The sequence below is a fragment of the Kosakonia sp. S57 genome (genome assembly GCF_016516575.1).
Taxonomy (GTDB): Bacteria; Pseudomonadota; Gammaproteobacteria; order Enterobacterales; family Enterobacteriaceae; genus Kosakonia; species Kosakonia cowanii.
This window is the reverse complement of the sequence record NZ_JACVUL010000007.1, coordinates 1-14,843: the sequence shown is the minus strand read 5'-3', so window position 1 is coordinate 14,843 and position 14,843 is coordinate 1. Positions and strand designations below refer to the sequence as shown.

Below are 14,843 nucleotides of genomic sequence, written 5' to 3'. Positions count from 1 at the left end.
ATGGCAAATCACGCGCGTGAAAGGGGGCGATTTTGCCGAGCGGTTATATAAGCGCGGTGAGCGGTATCGAAGTGGGTCTAAGAGGTTTTACACTACAACTATTCCGAAAAATTATGTGAGCAAGATCACGTAAGATCGCCACAGTTTAGCCAACGTAACAAGCTGATGGCGCTAATAATATCCCTACAAAATAGTGCATTTAGCCATAAAGTTTTTCCCCGCCAGGCCGAAAATCTACTTACTATCTATAAGGAAAGAGAATGATATGTTAACGCGCATCAAAATCGTGACCAGCTTGTTACTGGTACTCGGATTATTTGGCCTTTTACAACTCACCTCCGGCGGATTGTTCTTTAATTCGCTAAAGCAAGACAAAGAAAACTTCACCGTCCTTCAAACCATTCGTCAGCAACAATCCACGCTTAACGGCAGCTGGGTTGCGCTGCTGCAAACCCGTAATACCCTGAACCGCGCGGGTATCCGCTACATGATGGATCAGAACAATATCGGCAGCGGCGCGACCGTTCCGGAACTGATGCAGATTGCCAGCACCTCGTTGAAACAGGCGGAAGTGAACTGGAATGCCTACCAGGCATTGCCGCGCGATCCGCGTCAGAGCGAAGAGGCAGCGGCGGAGATCAAGCGTAACTACGATATCTACCATAACGCGCTGGCGGATCTGATCCAGTTACTTGGCGCAGGCAAGATCAACGAGTTCTTCGATCAGCCGACGCAAAGCTACCAGGATGGCTTCGAGAAGCAGTATGTCTCCTACTTACAGCAGAACGATCGTCTGTATGACGCCGCCGTGGCTGACAGTGAGAGCTCCTACGGTTCTGCCATCTGGATCATTATCAGCGTGCTGCTGGTGGTGCTGCTGGTGATCATCGCCGTGTGGGTCGGTATCAAACGTGCGCTGATCGCACCGCTGAACCACCTGATCGACAACATTCGCCATATCGCCGGTGGCGATCTGGGCCAGCGCATTGAAGTGCAGGGCTCCAACGAAATGGGCGTGCTGGCTGACAGCCTGCGTCACATGCAGGGTGAACTGGTGCGCACCGTCAGCGATGTGCGTAATGGCGCTAACGCGATTTACAGCGGTGCCAGCGAAATCTCCGTGGGTAACAACGATCTCTCTTCACGTACTGAACAGCAGGCCGCTTCTCTGGAAGAGACCGCTGCCAGCATGGAAGAGCTGACTGCGACGGTGAAACAGAACGCCGAAAACGCCCGTCAGGCGAGCAACCTCGCGCTGAGCGCGTCGGAAACGGCGCAGAAAGGCGGCAAAGTGGTGGATAACGTGGTGCAGACCATGCGTGATATCACCGCCAGTTCGCAGAAAATCGCTGACATTATTAGCGTGATTGATGGGATTGCCTTCCAGACCAACATCCTGGCGCTTAACGCCGCGGTAGAAGCGGCGCGTGCCGGTGAACAGGGCCGTGGTTTTGCCGTGGTTGCTGGTGAAGTGCGTAACCTTGCCCAGCGCAGTGCCCAGGCGGCGCGTGAGATTAAGAGCCTGATTGAAGACTCTGTTGGTCGCGTTGAAGTGGGTTCCACGCTGGTTGAGAGCGCCGGTGAAACGATGGATGAGATCGTTAACGCCGTTACCCGCGTGACCGATATCATGGGCGAAATCGCCTCTGCCTCTGATGAGCAGAGCCGCGGTATCGACCAGGTTGGCCTTGCCGTTGCCGAGATGGATCGCGTGACGCAGCAGAACGCCTCGTTGGTGGAAGAGTCTGCCGCGGCTGCCGCCGCGCTGGAAGAGCAGGCCAGCCGTCTGACCGAAGCGGTTGCCGTGTTCCGCCTGATGAACGAGCAGCGCGCTGCTGCGAAAACATCGGGTGGTAACAAAGCCGCGCCGGCAGTGCTGCCGCGTAAAGTGGTCGCGACCACCTCTGGCGAAAACTGGGAAACCTTCTGATTTCCCGCTGCGCCCTGCTCTGCAGGGCGCGCTTTTACCCTTCGCGTTTCACCACTTTTATCTCTACCAGACCAATCCCCAGCTGACGCGGCGCATGACCGAGGATATTCCCTTCGTTGGTCGACTGCGGATCCGGCGGCACAATTACCAGCTTGTTACTGCCCGCGCGATTGGTGAAATGGAGCGTGGTAGTGCTCACTTTATGACTCAGCGTCAGCATCTGCTCTTCATTGCCGACACGTACCGGGATTGGGCGATTGGCGTTATCACCAAACGCTTTCGCGGTGATCACCAGATCGAACTGTGCTGGCAACGGCTGCTGGTATTCAATGGCCACCTCTTTGCCAAGCTGGGCATTTGACCAGCGTCCCCAGCTTTCCGGGCGTGAGATGCCGTTAAACTGTTTCACCTCTTCCGGCGCGCCCGCGACATTAAAGATAAAGCTGTCGGCTTTATAACGAATGTCATCATCGAGGATCTTCAGCGTATCGACGCTCTTCTGGTAGCGGGCAGTATCGATAACTGTCTGTTTAAACGCCGTTTTACCGTGCCACTGCGGTTTATCCACGCGCTGCACCTGCTGCTCACCGCCCAGTTGACCCTGCGAGACGCACCAGTCGGTTGAGAGCGCCAGCTCAGGAGCCCAGAGCCGCGCCATTTTGTAGCAGCGATCGACCCAGACAAAGTTGTCGCGCGGCGCGAAATCCGCCAGCTGGAAACGCAGCGGCGCGGAGTATTCACTCTCCGGCAACGGCTCGATTTTCTCCGACACGCGCACCAGCAGCGGCAGGCGGAACTGGCTGCCGGAGAAGGTGATGGTCTGTTTTTCCCCATCGACGGTGAAATCCTTCATCTCTTTGGGGAAGTTCCACAGGCGGATGATATCCGGCTTCCACGCCAGCACCTTCTGCTTCATGTTGAGGAAGACGCCGGAGAGCGACTGCCCGGAGAGGCTGCTGCGACCGAGGCCGAGGAAGTTGTCGCCACCGAGAATATCGAGCACGGTCGCGCCATTATCCAGCGTGCTGCGCTTAATGCCGGAGAGATCCTGCTGCGGCTGGTCGCCACGCAGGACGAAGAAGAGATTGCTGCGATCCTGTTTATTCAGGTATTTCCAGGCGCTGTTGTTCATCGCCAGATGATCGGACGAGACCACAATCACCGTATCTTTAAACCACGGCGACGCTTTGATGCGGTTAATCAGTCTGGCGATATTCTGCTGGCTGCAGGTCACCGCGCTGAATGACTGGTTCACCTTATCGTCATAACGGTAGCTTTTGCGCTCGCAGCCGCGGGAGATAAAGCCGTCCGGGTGGTGGGTGTCCACCGTCAGCGCAAACAGGGAGAAGCGCTTACCGGCGCGGGAGAGGGATTCATACTGCTGCCAGACGGTATCCAGCACCGTATCGTCGTAAAAGCCCCAGTCATTGCGGTAACTGGGATCCGCGACCTGGTTCTTCAGCTCCTCCGCACCAATCAGATGGTCAAAACCGTGGGATTTGAGGAACACATCTTTACCGGCAAAACGCAGGTTCGCCCCCTGAATAAAGTGGTTCTCATACCCGGAGTTTTTCAGAATATCGCCGAGGCAGAGGTTTTGCGGGAAGAAGCTGGAGACCGACGCGGAGGCATTGCCTTCGAACGGCGCGAAGAGCGGAATGCCACACTGCGAGGAGACCATGCCGGCGATGGTGTAATCGGTGCCGGGAAGCTGTTCGGTATGGCTAAAATCAAGGCTTTCGGCTTTTAGCGCGCCAAGCTCCGGCGTCAGTCCGGGAAAAGCATCCTCATTAAAGTAGGTGCGCTCGAGGCTTTCGCCGTAGATATAGACCAGGTTCAGCTGCGGGTTGGGGATCTGCTTTGCAGGCACTTTGTACCAGGCGGCAAAATCGGGATCGCTTTCGCGGGTTTGCGATTTTACTAACTCCGTTATCTGGCGAAATGCCGGGCTGGCATCCACCGAGCCTAAGGCCAGCGCCAGAGCCAGCAGGCTGTAACCAAAATGGTGGGGCATATGGCGGCGACGGCGCAGCACCCAGCCGAGGGCACAAAAAACGGCAACCAGTGCCAGCACTAAGCCTGCGCCGGGCAGCAGATATTTGCCGATACCCGCGCCAGTCAGGCTGTTAGTCAGGGTGTAGATCACCGCATCGTTAATGCCGTCGCCGGTAAAGTAGTTGCTGGCATAAAGGGTAATGTTTAATAGAACAAACAGGCCTAATACGAGAAGCGTGGCGCTAAACCACCACTTATTGCGGCCCGCTTTCGTAGCATAAATCGCCACCGAGGCGATAAACAGGACAAGGGAGAGCAATCCGGACAACCGTTATTCCTCAAAAGCGCCAGAAATATTACTGGTCATGAATATTTGTAACAGGGGATATAATTTAATGACGATGTCACCTGCCTGCAATTGTAGTGTCATCTTATCGGTGGTTTATTCAGAATTGGTTTAGAAAGCGGGAAAGGTGATCGCTATCGCACAGCGTGAAAGGGGTAAAAACGCCGCATTGGGGATAACGCGGCGTTGAAGGCGCTGATTTTAGTACTCTTTACCGGTGACGCGGCTGCGGTAGCTGTCCCAGTTGAAGATGACCCACAAACTGTTGCCGAGACGCATGCGATCCATCACGCGTTCGCCGAGCAGCTTATTCATTTCGTCCATATTGCTGTTGGTCAGCATGCCGGTCGGGCGCTTGGAAGAGGAGCGGCGATCGACAATCTGGTTGATGATCACTTTTTCGTAGCGCGACTCGGTCTGCATACCAATTTCGTCGATCACCAGCAGATCGACGCTGCTTAGATCGTTCAGCAGCTGCTCCTCGCTGCTTTCGCGGTTGCCGAAGGTCTCTTTCATCGCCGACATGATGTCCGCCACGGTGATAATCAGCACCGACTTACCGCGCAGCAGCAGTTCATTGCAAATAGCGGCGGCGAGATGGTTTTTGCCGGTGCCCGGTTTGCCGGAGAAGATAAAGCTGGCGATGTTGCCATCAAACTCTTCGACATACTGCCGCGCCTGGCTAAGGGCGCGCATCTGGCCTTCCGTTTCGACGCGATAATTGTCAAAAGAGCAGTTTTGATGCAGAGGGCGGATGCCGGAACGGTTAAAGGTGCGCTGCATCTTCATGGCGCGGTTTTCACGCTCCAGCGCCGCTGAGCGCAGTTCGCCCTGCTGCTTTTGCCAGGCCATCAACTCTTCGCTGTTTTTGAACGCCGGTTCGACGTGAGCCGGGATCATCTTTTGCAGCCTCTTCATCAATTCGCCAACGTTTTTCATCGCTAACCTCGAAAGCCAGGTGGAATGTGGTTGTCCGGTTCAGAGAGCGTGTTGATATCGCGCTTCGCCGCGCCGCTCTGGCTGCTGCGCCCGATTTGCAGGCTGCGCGCCAGCTTCTGCTGCCACTGCACGTGGTGGAAGACTTTGCCTTCTGCCTGCCAGTAAGCGACAAAGGACGCCAGCTCTTCCGGCGTGGCTGGCTGGGAGAGGGCGATGCCCCACAGTGCCGCCAGGCGCTGAAAATCGGCATCCGGCTGCCAGCCCGGATACATAGCGAACTTGCCCATCGGCACGCTCACCGGCGCGGCGGCAGGCTCTTCATAGAATTGCGCATCAAGCGACACGTCGCTTGGCGGGCGCGAAAGCTGCGCTTCCAGCGCCAGTAGCTGCTCAAGGCGCTCGGCGGTGAGCGCGTAAAACGCGGGGCTATTATTTGCAAATACGGCGACGGTACCGCCTTCCGCGCGCGCCAGTATCGCGGCGTTATCACGCATAAATTCATCAATGCCGATAACATTCGACGTCAGGATTCTGGAAGACATAACACGTTCTCAAACAGGGTAACGACAGAAAGAGTGGCGGGCGCAGTAGAGGCCGCCGACAGAAAGGCACATAGTAACACAGCGCGCGGAAAGGGGAGCACAGCACGAAAAAAGCCGGGTTGCCCCGGCTTTGTCATTTCCCAAACGTGCTGGCTAAAAAACGCGTTACGCGATGATGTTCAGCGTAACGTCGATGTTGCCACGGGTGGCATTGGAGTAAGGGCAGACGATGTGCGCGGCGTCGACCAGTTTTTTCGCTTCGTCAGCGTCCATCCCCGGCAGGTGAATGTTCAGTTTGGCTTCAATACCAAAACCGGTCGGCAACGGGCCGATACCCACTTCACCTTCGATAAAGGCCTCTTTCGGCATGCTGATTTTGTCGCGACCCGCCACGAACTTCATCGCGCCGAGGAAGCAGGCAGAGTAGCCTGCGGCAAACAGCTGCTCCGGGTTGGTGACTTCACCGCCCGCGCCGCCCATCTCTTTTGGCACACCCAGTTTGACGTCGAGTACGCCGTCAGAAGAGGTTGCGCGGCCGTCACGGCCTCCGGTTGCTTTGGCTTTGGCAGTGTAAACCACTTTTTCTAAAGACATGACAGGTTCCTTATCATCTTGAGTGTTTGCTATAAAATAGCGTGCGATTTATATATCAGCATAAATCCCCGAAAGGGAATTTATGCCTGGTGAAACTGTTGGCGAAACTGCTCCAGCTGCTTTTTGACGTCATTCAGCGTTGCATCATCGCAGGCCACCGCGCAGCGTATCGCTTCCGGGATGGCTTTTGCCTGCTGCTGTAACTCACGGCCGCTTTCGCTAAGAGTGATAACTACCTGGCGTTCATCATGGCGCGAACGCTGGCGATCGATCAGCCCGGCGCTTTGCAGACGTTTTAACAGCGGCGTCAGCGTGGCGGAGTCGAGGAACAGACGCTCGCCAATCTCCGACACGGTAATATCATCTTTCTCCCACAGCACCAGCATGACCAGATACTGCGGATAGGTCAGGTTCATCGGCGTTAACAACTGCCGATAAAGCTTATGCAGCGCCAGGTTTGTTGAGTAGAGTGCAAAACAAAACTGGTTATCTAGCGCGAGCTGCTCATTCGCGGTGGATGTTGAGCTTTTCTTCATGTTTTTAAATATAGGTAGTGTGCGATTTAATTGCAAGATATTTTTAGGCGACTCAAACACGCGGGCGTCGGCGGTAGATCCATAACCCCGGCAGCGATAAACCGATCGACAGCGCGCCAACGATCGAGCAGGCCTTCAGGAAGTTGGTCAACAGCAGGATCATTAATGCTTCACTGTAGCCGACGTGGCTAATTTTTACCGCCGAGATCATCGCCGTATAGGCTGAAATGCCCGGAAACATGGGAATGACCGCTGCCACAGTAAAGACCTTCGGGTGTGCCAGATACCAGCGCGACCAGCGGATCCCAATGCAGCCTACCAGCATTGAGGCGACAAACGTCGACCACTCAATATTAAAACCCCAGTGCATCATGGCAAAACGCGAGCCGTGGCCGATGGCGCCAAGCAGTCCGCACCAGCGCAGCGCGCGGTGAGGAACGTTAAACACCATCGCAAACCCGACTGCCGGAATGGCTGCCAGCAACATATCTTGTGCCAGTGCGTAGAAGAACGAGATTATATCCATCCGCGCAGCCCCCAGAGTGTCATCGCCATCACCACGCCGATACAGGTCGCGAGTGTTAACAGGCTGGCAATCGCCCAGCGCGCCAGCCCGGTATTAATATGTCCTTTAAACATGTCGGCCACAGCGTTAATAAGTGGAAAGCCTGGCACCAGCAGCAGCACGCTGGCGGCCATCGCCACCGTTGAGGAGTGCAGAAAAGCGGGCAGGGTGAGCAGCAGCCCGGAGACGGTGGTGGCGACAAAAGCGGTAATGCAGAAGTTGATTTGCGGATGCATATGTCTTCCTGCCAGCAGCAGACGGACATACATCGCGATGCTGCTGGCGCAAAAGGTGATAAACGCACCGTCCCAGCCGCCGCGGTTGAGTTTGCAGAAGCAGGCGCAGGAGAGACCGACCATCAGCGTCACCAGCCAGCGCGGATAGCGCAGCGGTTTTAGCTGGGTGAAGCGCTTCTCTATATCCTGAAGATCCAGCAGCTTATGCTCGGCGAGAATGACGATATGTTGCACTTCCGTCACCATATGCATGTTGATACCGCGATCGCTGCTTTTGCGCGTTGAGGTCAGACAGTGGCCATCTTTAATGGTGGTTAACACGATGGCATTTGAGGAGATGAGGCTCTCGACTGTGTCCATGCCCAGCGCTTTCCCCAGGCGCGTCGACAGCTCCTCCACCAGCGCGCTCTCTGCGCCGTGCTGTAACAAAAAAAGGCCGCACTGAATACACAAGCGCGTAATGGTTCGCTGCGTTGAGTGGTCTGTTTGCATGCTTGCCCTGGTTGTCTGGTCACGCCGCTCGCAAAGGGGGAACGGCACACCTCTTTTTAGCACAGGAGCGGGGGAGGCTGGCGCTAACGCAGATCAAGAAGTGTGCAATAAATCTGGATAATGATTTCGCTATGATTATTTACCACATCAATGTTTCTAGGAATATTATTATAAGGGCCATGTGAATTACGGCGACATATTACGGATAATCCTGGTAAGCGTTAATATTCCTGGTTTACATCTGCGATTAAATATTTATTAAGGTTATTGATCTTTTATTAACCATATACAATTTGATTATATTCTTTTAATTATTTTATTTTTAATAAGGCACTAAGTATTTGAAGAGTCGTTGTGCTATGTTGTCACGCACGTTGGCAATATTATGATTTTAAATATTTATATTAAATTGCTAATCATAAATTCCAACAATTCTTATAACGGCTGGTTCGGAACATTATTGTTAATTTACGCATTATTGGTACCGATTGAGTAAATACTCATTACGAGGATTGATAGAGAGCGCAAATGGAAGCGGAGGTTTTTATGCTATCACCAGGCGGCAATCACGGGATTATTATTAGCCAGGCTCCCGTACTTAGGGCCGGTATTGGCAGCATATTTGAGCATCATTTTCCTGAGTATTCGGTAACGCATTACGCCACGATAGAGGAGGTCACGCTGCCGCAGTTAGCGGATAGCAGCTTGGTTATCATTGATTTCTCCGGTGGGTTGCGGTCTGCGCAGCAGCGCTGTGAACACTACTACACCTTGATCTCGCAATGCGATAAAACGCGCTGGCTCTTCTTTATTTCCCCAGAATTTTATCCTGATGCGGTGGACTTTTTAATCCAGCCGCAAACCATGCTACTCGCCGATATTGAGCCTATCGACAGTGTGGTTAATGCGCTACGCGGCGGAGAAGAAAACGCTCCTAAAGTGAGCCCAACGCTACTTTCTGCGGTACGGCAGCACTGTGCAGAGACGCCAGCGCCGCGAAAATTACTCACCTTTTCGGAAAGGAAAGTGTTACGCCTTCTTGGAAAGGGGTGGGGAATAAACCAAATCGCTATGTTGCTCAAAAAAAGCAACAAAACCGTCAGCGCGCAGAAAAATAGCGCAATGCGACGATTATCACTGCGCAGTAATGCAGATTTGTACACGTGGATTAATAGCCATCAGGGTATGAAAGAGCTGAATTTAGGATCAGCATATGGAGACCATAATGAATGGAAAACATTAGCCAAGCGGGACATGTAGCCATCATTGAAAAATGCATGATGAGTCGGGAAGGGTTGCAGAGTTTATTCAGCGAGCCCGTTTTTGCAAACTACTCTTTTCATTTTTTTAAGGATCATATTGCCTTTCGGCAGGCATTAAAAAAGTCTGCCTATTTCTCGGTCATCTATTCGCTTTTTGGTCAGCGTAAAGAGCGGCGCGAATGCCTGATGTGTCTGCATCTGCTCTCGCTCTCCTGCCCGGATGTTCAGCGCATCGTGCTGGCGGGAGATGACAGAGAAGCGCGGCTGGTGGGGCACCTCTCCCCGTCGCGGCTGCACGGCATCTTAAGTAAATCATCAGAGTTGCCGATGCTGCTTGAGCAACTCACCACGCTGCTTGGCGAAACCCGGCGGGTTAACGAGAACATGATCAATCATGGCTACGTCAGCCAGTTTCGTATGCTAAGCCCAACCGAAAGGGAGATTTTGCACTATATGACGCGGGGCTTTTCCATTGCAGAGATCGCCTCGCAGCTGGACCGCAATGTGAAAACCATCCGCGCGCACAAATTTAATGCCATGACAAAATTGGGCGTGACATCCGATGTCGGTTTACTTGATGCCGCGGATATTCTGACCTGGATTCCGCCCAGCACCCGGGCGGCATCAGAGCTGATGTAACGCTCGCTTCATTGCGCGTAAGCGCCAGGACCGGGCCTGGCGCAGCAACACTACAGGCAAACGTCAATCCACTTTGCGGAGGTCAGCGCCGCCATGCGCTCCGGTGAGATACGCACCGCGCTGTGAATCGCGCCTGCCGCCGGCAACACTTCCGGATACTGTTTGAGCGAGACATCGCAATAGACCGCCAGCGGAGTTTCCAGCCCAAAAGGGCAGACGCCGCCGACCGGATGACCAGTAATCGTGACCACTTCATCACTGCTCAACATCCGCGCTTTTGCGCCGAAGGTGTTTTTCAGTTTTTTATTATCAAGCCGGGCATCACCTTTTGCGACAACCAGAATGACCTCGTTTTTCACCTTTAACGACAGCGTCTTGGCGATCTGGCCCGGCTCGACACGATGAGCCGCCGCCGCCAGCGCAACGGTTGCCGTACTTTGATTGAGTTCAATAATATCGATATCAGGGGCGTTATCGGCAAAGAATTGCCGCACGGACTGCAAACTCATGATGTTCTCCTGCGAAAGACCGCAGCTAATCTGTCACAAGCGAGTTATCTCTGTAAATAATCCATCATGACAAACCGCTTACATTACGTTTCTCGATCCCCTTCACAATCGCGGAAACCGGTTACATGAACCAGTTGCAGTGTTCTCTGGGCAGGTTAATACTCATTTTGTCACTCCCCCTGACCCTAAAATAAAAAGAGCCTCTTATGAAACCTATCCTACTCAGTTGTAATGCTGGTCCGCTCATCAGCATGGTTTCAACCATCCGAAACCGATCGCGGCACGGCTGCACCGCTGCTGTTGCCATTACCTTGCAACTCTGACAGGAGATCGACGATGTCTGCTAACCATGCTGCGTTTAACCTTATCTTTCGGTTTATTGAAAACTATGTCAGCCCGATAGCCGGGCGTATCTCTTCCCAGCGCCACGTTATGGCCATCCGCGACGGCTTTATCTCCGCGATGCCCTTTATGATCGTCGGTTCGTTTTTACTGGTGTTTGCTTACCCCCCTTTTTCGCCGGATACCACGTGGGGTTTTGCCCGCGGCTGGCTGGATCTGGCGAAGCAGTATGAAGGGCGGATCCTTACGCCGTTTGATATGACCATGGGGATCATGTCGATCTACATTTGCGCCGCTATCGCCTACAACCTCGGCAAGCACTACGCGAAGTCATATCAGCTTGATCCCTTTATGTGCGCGATGCTCTCGCTGATGGCGTTTTTACTGGTTGCCGCACCGAAAACCAGCGGTACGCTGCCGGTGGACAGCCTGGGCGGCACGGGGATTTTCACCGCGATCCTTGTGGCAATCTACTGCGTGGAGATGATGCGTTTTCTGAAGGCGCACAACATTGGCATCCGCTTGCCGGACCAGGTACCGCCGATGATTAAGAACTCCTTCGATCTGCTGATCCCGGTGCTGGTGGTGGTACTGACGCTCTATCCGCTCAGCCTGCTGATTCAGTCCCAGTTCAATATGCTCATCCCGCAGGCGATCATGGCGCTGTTTAAACCGTTGGTGTCGGCAGCAGACTCGCTGCCTGCGATCCTGCTGGCGGTGATCATTGGTCATCTGCTCTGGTTTGCCGGTATCCACGGCGCAGCGATTGTCTCCGGCATGCTGCAGATGTTCTGGCTGACCAACCTGGGTATCAACCAGAGCGCGCTGGCGCAAAGCGCGCCGCTGCCGCACATCTTTATGGAGGCGTTCTGGACCTTCTTTATTGTGATTGGCGGGTCGGGCGCAACCATGGGGCTGGTGTTCTGCTACCTGCGTAGCCGCTCGGTCCATCTACGATCGATTGGCCGTCTCAGCGTTGTGCCGAGCCTGTTTAACATTAATGAACCGGTGATTTTCGGCACACCGATTGTGATGAACCCGGTGTTCTTTATCCCCTTCCTGCTGGCACCGACGCTTAATGCGATCATTGCCTGGGCGGTGATGAAGATGGATCTGATTGGCCGCGTGATTTCGGTTGTACCGTGGACCGCGCCCGCGCCGATTGGTGCCGCGTGGGCATTAGGCTGGGATTTCCGCGCTGCCGTGCTGGTTCTGCTCCTCGCCGCAATCTCGGCGGTTATCTACTACCCCTTCTTCAAGGTGTATGAGAAGCAACTGCTGGAGCAAGAGGCGGAAGAGGCGCGTCGCGCAGAAGAGGAAAATCGGCAGGTTGCCTGATACAACAAAGGGGCGAATCATCGCCCCTTTGCTATTCCAGCGTACGACGCTATTTCAGCGTGCAATCGCCACACTGCTGAACATCCGGCAGGCGATAGCGTTGGCAGCATGTCCGACGAACCAGCGCGCCGTCGCGCAGCACGACCGTGCGCCATAGCGGGTTGTCGCTGCCGTCGGCAAGCGCTTTTTCGAAAAAGCAGATCTGGCGCAGAGCGGCCAGCCGGGCTTCGCCGATAAGCGGCATCATCTCGCCCAGATACCAGTTAATCAGGTAACCGGTGTTGCTCCAGATAAGTTTGCCATTGATGTCGCCTGTCGCTTCCAGCGCCTTTATTACCGGCTGGATGGTATGGGTGACCAGGGCGGCAATACGTTCCGCATCATTCTTCAGCGTCAGGCTGTGATCCTGCTGAACATCGATCCAGAAGCAGGCGGCGCGCCCGCTTTCGTGAAATTCAACGTGGAAGTTATCGGGGTCTAAATCCAGCGCGCTCTTTTGCGTTAGCAGCGTCAGCAACAGCGGCGGCACCATCAGCCCGAGATACCATTGCGCCCACAGCGAGAGCAGCGGTTTGCTTTCACGCGGCTCTGTGGGGTTGTTACGGTAAATATGATCGGAGTAGGTGGCAATAAGCGAGCTTAGCGCCGTCGGGCGCGACCACTCCGCCAGCGTCATTGCCTGATGAGGCGCATCTTCATTAAGGCGGAGGAAATCGAGCAGATGGGCCCGCGTGCTGGCAATGGCGTCCCGCATGGCAGTCGCCAGCGAGTCGCGCTCATCATGAAGCGGGCTTTGCCAGATAACATGTTGCGTAATCGATGCGGTACGGTATGCCATAGCCCCAGCTGGAGAAGGAATCTAAATGATAATGATTGCCAATCCTATCCAGAGGCCAAACCGATAGCAAGTTGTTTATCGTAAAGTTAGCGCCAGCGCACGTCAGGCGAGCTGTAAGTCTCCGCTGACCAGAATACTGTTACGGCCTAAATGCTTGGCTTCATACAGCGCTTTATCCGCCTGCGTCAGCGCGGCATCAATATCGTTATTCTGCAACGGCGCAATGCCGATACTGATGGTGACATTGGTGGCGACGCTTTCATTAAACATATGGGGGATCTTCAGATCGTAAACCCGCTGGCGGATATGCTCTGCGGCCATCCGCGCCTGATCCTGGTCGATGTTATTCAACAAAATCATAAACTCTTCGCCACCGAAGCGCGCCACAATGTCCCGCGAGCGCACTGCGTCGCGCAGCGCAGCAGAGACGCGGATAAGCGCCTGGTCGCCCATCATATGCCCATAATGGTCGTTATAGGCTTTGAAGTGATCGATATCCAACAGCAGAACAAAACGGCTGCTGTCATCGACGGCAAGCAGGTTATCGAGCTTATGCTGCAATCCGCGGCGGTTATAGAGACCGGTGAGCGGGTCGAGCATGCTCAGGTCGTTAAGCGTTTTGCGCTCCTGCATCAACCGCTGCATTAAAGCGCGGGCAAAACTATCGTTACGCTTCTGAATCGCATGCTGAATGGCAATCCCGATAACGGGCAGAGAGAAGCTGTAGATGAGGCGCATGCAGCTCTCAGACTCATTCAGCCATAAGCTGGTTACAAAAAGCGGCAGAGAGTGGAGCAGGAAGGCGATGATATTATTGGAGAAGGCGATAGTGCCGATAAACAGAACGCTAAGCAGCGCGATTAACAGATAGGCCGAAGCATCATCCCCTATCAGTTTCGCTTTAAGAACAACATGCCACGCCCAGAGACAGCCAAACAGGAGTGAGATCAGTGTGATGTTGATTTTGCTTCTGGGGTAAAATTTATGCCACGCGGGCAACACCGCGCTGAGCGTGAAGATCGCCCCAACCGGCAGCGTAACGGCGTGCAGATTATAGAGCGGCACCAGCATAGAAAAGAGTGCTGAAATGGCGTTAAGCAGTAAAAAGAGACGTAGGGACAATCGATATCTCTTATTGCAAAGAGATTGCCATGTTTGTGATGTCATACCTATAAGTCGTATTTATCCGCAGTTTTTCAGTGCGTTATGAGTCGTAAAATAGCGTTGCGCAATGAAATGGTCATCGCGAAATATTAGTAATAAGAATTTTTATTTAAGCGGTGCTTAATTTATCACCTTACTCAATGGCTGTCATTAGAAGATGCAGAATCTTCCGGCACGACGACCTCGCTGACAGATGAGAAATTTTATCATATGATATTGGTTATCATTCGTGATTGAAGAGATGAAACCATGCTGCAGCGCGCGTTAGGAAGTCGTTGGGGGATCGTTTTTCCGGGCATGATTGTGGCCGCATTAGTGCTGGCAGACCTGTCGGTCAACAGCTGGCGCGCGGTGATTTTACTGGGTTTGTTATTGACGCCAGTGATGCTTTACCACAAGCGATTACGCCATTACGTTCTGTTGCCATCAAGCATTGCTCTGATTGGCGGTGTCATTTTGATGCTGCTGAATTTGAAAATGATGGTGTAAAAACAGAGGGGCATTAAGAGGGGTGAGCAAGATATCTGGTGCGAGGGGGGGGACTTGAACCCCCACGTCCGTAAGGACACTAACACC

Annotated in this window: 15 protein-coding genes; 5 read left to right on the top strand and 10 right to left on the bottom strand. The window is 53.8% G+C overall.

Features of this window, described 5'->3' with window-relative positions; genetic code table 11:
• Window positions 1–265 precede the first annotated feature (265 nt).
• On the top strand, window positions 266–1,930 hold the full coding sequence (gene tsr / locus IAE48_RS08390) for a methyl-accepting chemotaxis protein (RefSeq protein WP_054802765.1): 1,665 nt from the start codon (window positions 266–268) through the stop codon (window positions 1,928–1,930).
• Between the two features lie 34 nt (window positions 1,931–1,964).
• Here tsr and opgB read toward each other — a convergent pair whose 3' ends face one another.
• The 7 genes from opgB to IAE48_RS08355 form a co-directional block, all read right to left on the bottom strand.
• Window positions 1,965–4,253 carry a phosphatidylglycerol--membrane-oligosaccharide glycerophosphotransferase gene (opgB, locus tag IAE48_RS08385; protein ID WP_200134062.1) on the bottom strand — a complete coding sequence of 763 codons (2,289 nt, stop codon included), beginning with the start codon at window positions 4,251–4,253 and terminating at the stop codon, window positions 1,965–1,967.
• 219 nt (window positions 4,254–4,472) lie between these two features.
• On the bottom strand, window positions 4,473–5,210 hold the full coding sequence (dnaC, locus tag IAE48_RS08380; protein ID WP_023480325.1) for a DNA replication protein DnaC: 738 nt from the start codon (window positions 5,208–5,210) through the stop codon (window positions 4,473–4,475).
• 2 nt (window positions 5,211–5,212) lie between these two features.
• The gene (gene dnaT / locus IAE48_RS08375; RefSeq protein ID WP_094419300.1) at window positions 5,213–5,752 is read right to left on the bottom strand and encodes a primosomal protein DnaT; all 540 of its coding nucleotides are present in this window, start codon (window positions 5,750–5,752) and stop codon (window positions 5,213–5,215) included.
• A 165-nt stretch (window positions 5,753–5,917) separates the two neighbouring features.
• The gene (locus IAE48_RS08370; protein WP_042715761.1) at window positions 5,918–6,346 is read right to left on the bottom strand and encodes an organic hydroperoxide resistance protein; all 429 of its coding nucleotides are present in this window, start codon (window positions 6,344–6,346) and stop codon (window positions 5,918–5,920) included.
• Window positions 6,347–6,426: 80 nt separating this feature from the next.
• Window positions 6,427–6,882 (bottom strand): MarR family winged helix-turn-helix transcriptional regulator, encoded by a 456-nt coding sequence (locus tag IAE48_RS08365; RefSeq protein ID WP_042715760.1) that lies wholly within the window; start codon window positions 6,880–6,882, stop codon window positions 6,427–6,429.
• Window positions 6,883–6,934: 52 nt separating this feature from the next.
• Window positions 6,935–7,408 carry a threonine/serine exporter gene (locus IAE48_RS08360; protein WP_042715758.1) on the bottom strand — a complete coding sequence of 158 codons (474 nt, stop codon included), beginning with the start codon at window positions 7,406–7,408 and terminating at the stop codon, window positions 6,935–6,937.
• The gene (locus tag IAE48_RS08355) at window positions 7,399–8,175 is read right to left on the bottom strand and encodes a threonine/serine exporter ThrE family protein (protein WP_200134061.1); all 777 of its coding nucleotides are present in this window, start codon (window positions 8,173–8,175) and stop codon (window positions 7,399–7,401) included. Before IAE48_RS08355 ends, IAE48_RS08360 begins: the two co-directional genes overlap by 10 nt.
• Before the next feature lie 528 nt (window positions 8,176–8,703).
• Between IAE48_RS08355 and IAE48_RS08350 the strand changes: the two genes are divergently transcribed.
• Together IAE48_RS08350 and bglJ are read left to right on the top strand one after the other, a co-directional pair.
• The gene (locus tag IAE48_RS08350; protein WP_370568987.1) at window positions 8,704–9,435 is read left to right on the top strand and encodes a LuxR C-terminal-related transcriptional regulator; all 732 of its coding nucleotides are present in this window, start codon (window positions 8,704–8,706) and stop codon (window positions 9,433–9,435) included.
• Between the two features lie 20 nt (window positions 9,436–9,455).
• Window positions 9,456–10,076 carry a DNA-binding transcriptional activator BglJ gene (gene bglJ, locus IAE48_RS08345; protein ID WP_076770267.1) on the top strand — a complete coding sequence of 207 codons (621 nt, stop codon included), beginning with the start codon at window positions 9,456–9,458 and terminating at the stop codon, window positions 10,074–10,076.
• A 50-nt stretch (window positions 10,077–10,126) separates the two neighbouring features.
• Here bglJ and IAE48_RS08340 read toward each other — a convergent pair whose 3' ends face one another.
• Window positions 10,127–10,585, bottom strand: coding sequence for a YbaK/EbsC family protein (locus IAE48_RS08340; protein ID WP_042715755.1), 459 nt, complete (start codon window positions 10,583–10,585; stop codon window positions 10,127–10,129).
• A 336-nt stretch (window positions 10,586–10,921) separates the two neighbouring features.
• Between IAE48_RS08340 and IAE48_RS08335 the strand changes: the two genes are divergently transcribed.
• On the top strand, window positions 10,922–12,265 hold the full coding sequence (locus tag IAE48_RS08335) for a PTS sugar transporter subunit IIC (protein WP_023480312.1): 1,344 nt from the start codon (window positions 10,922–10,924) through the stop codon (window positions 12,263–12,265).
• Window positions 12,266–12,314: 49 nt separating this feature from the next.
• Here IAE48_RS08335 and fhuF read toward each other — a convergent pair whose 3' ends face one another.
• Entirely contained in the window at window positions 12,315–13,103 is a 789-nt protein-coding gene (gene fhuF, locus IAE48_RS08330; protein WP_200134060.1) for a siderophore-iron reductase FhuF, read from the bottom strand.
• Between the two features lie 102 nt (window positions 13,104–13,205).
• Complete coding sequence (locus IAE48_RS08325; protein WP_200134059.1) at window positions 13,206–14,270, bottom strand: GGDEF domain-containing protein; 1,065 nt, start codon at window positions 14,268–14,270, stop codon at window positions 13,206–13,208.
• A 246-nt stretch (window positions 14,271–14,516) separates the two neighbouring features.
• Between IAE48_RS08325 and IAE48_RS08320 the strand changes: the two genes are divergently transcribed.
• Window positions 14,517–14,756 (top strand): DUF1435 domain-containing protein, encoded by a 240-nt coding sequence (locus IAE48_RS08320; RefSeq protein ID WP_128483687.1) that lies wholly within the window; start codon window positions 14,517–14,519, stop codon window positions 14,754–14,756.
• Window positions 14,757–14,843: the final 87 nt, after the last annotated feature.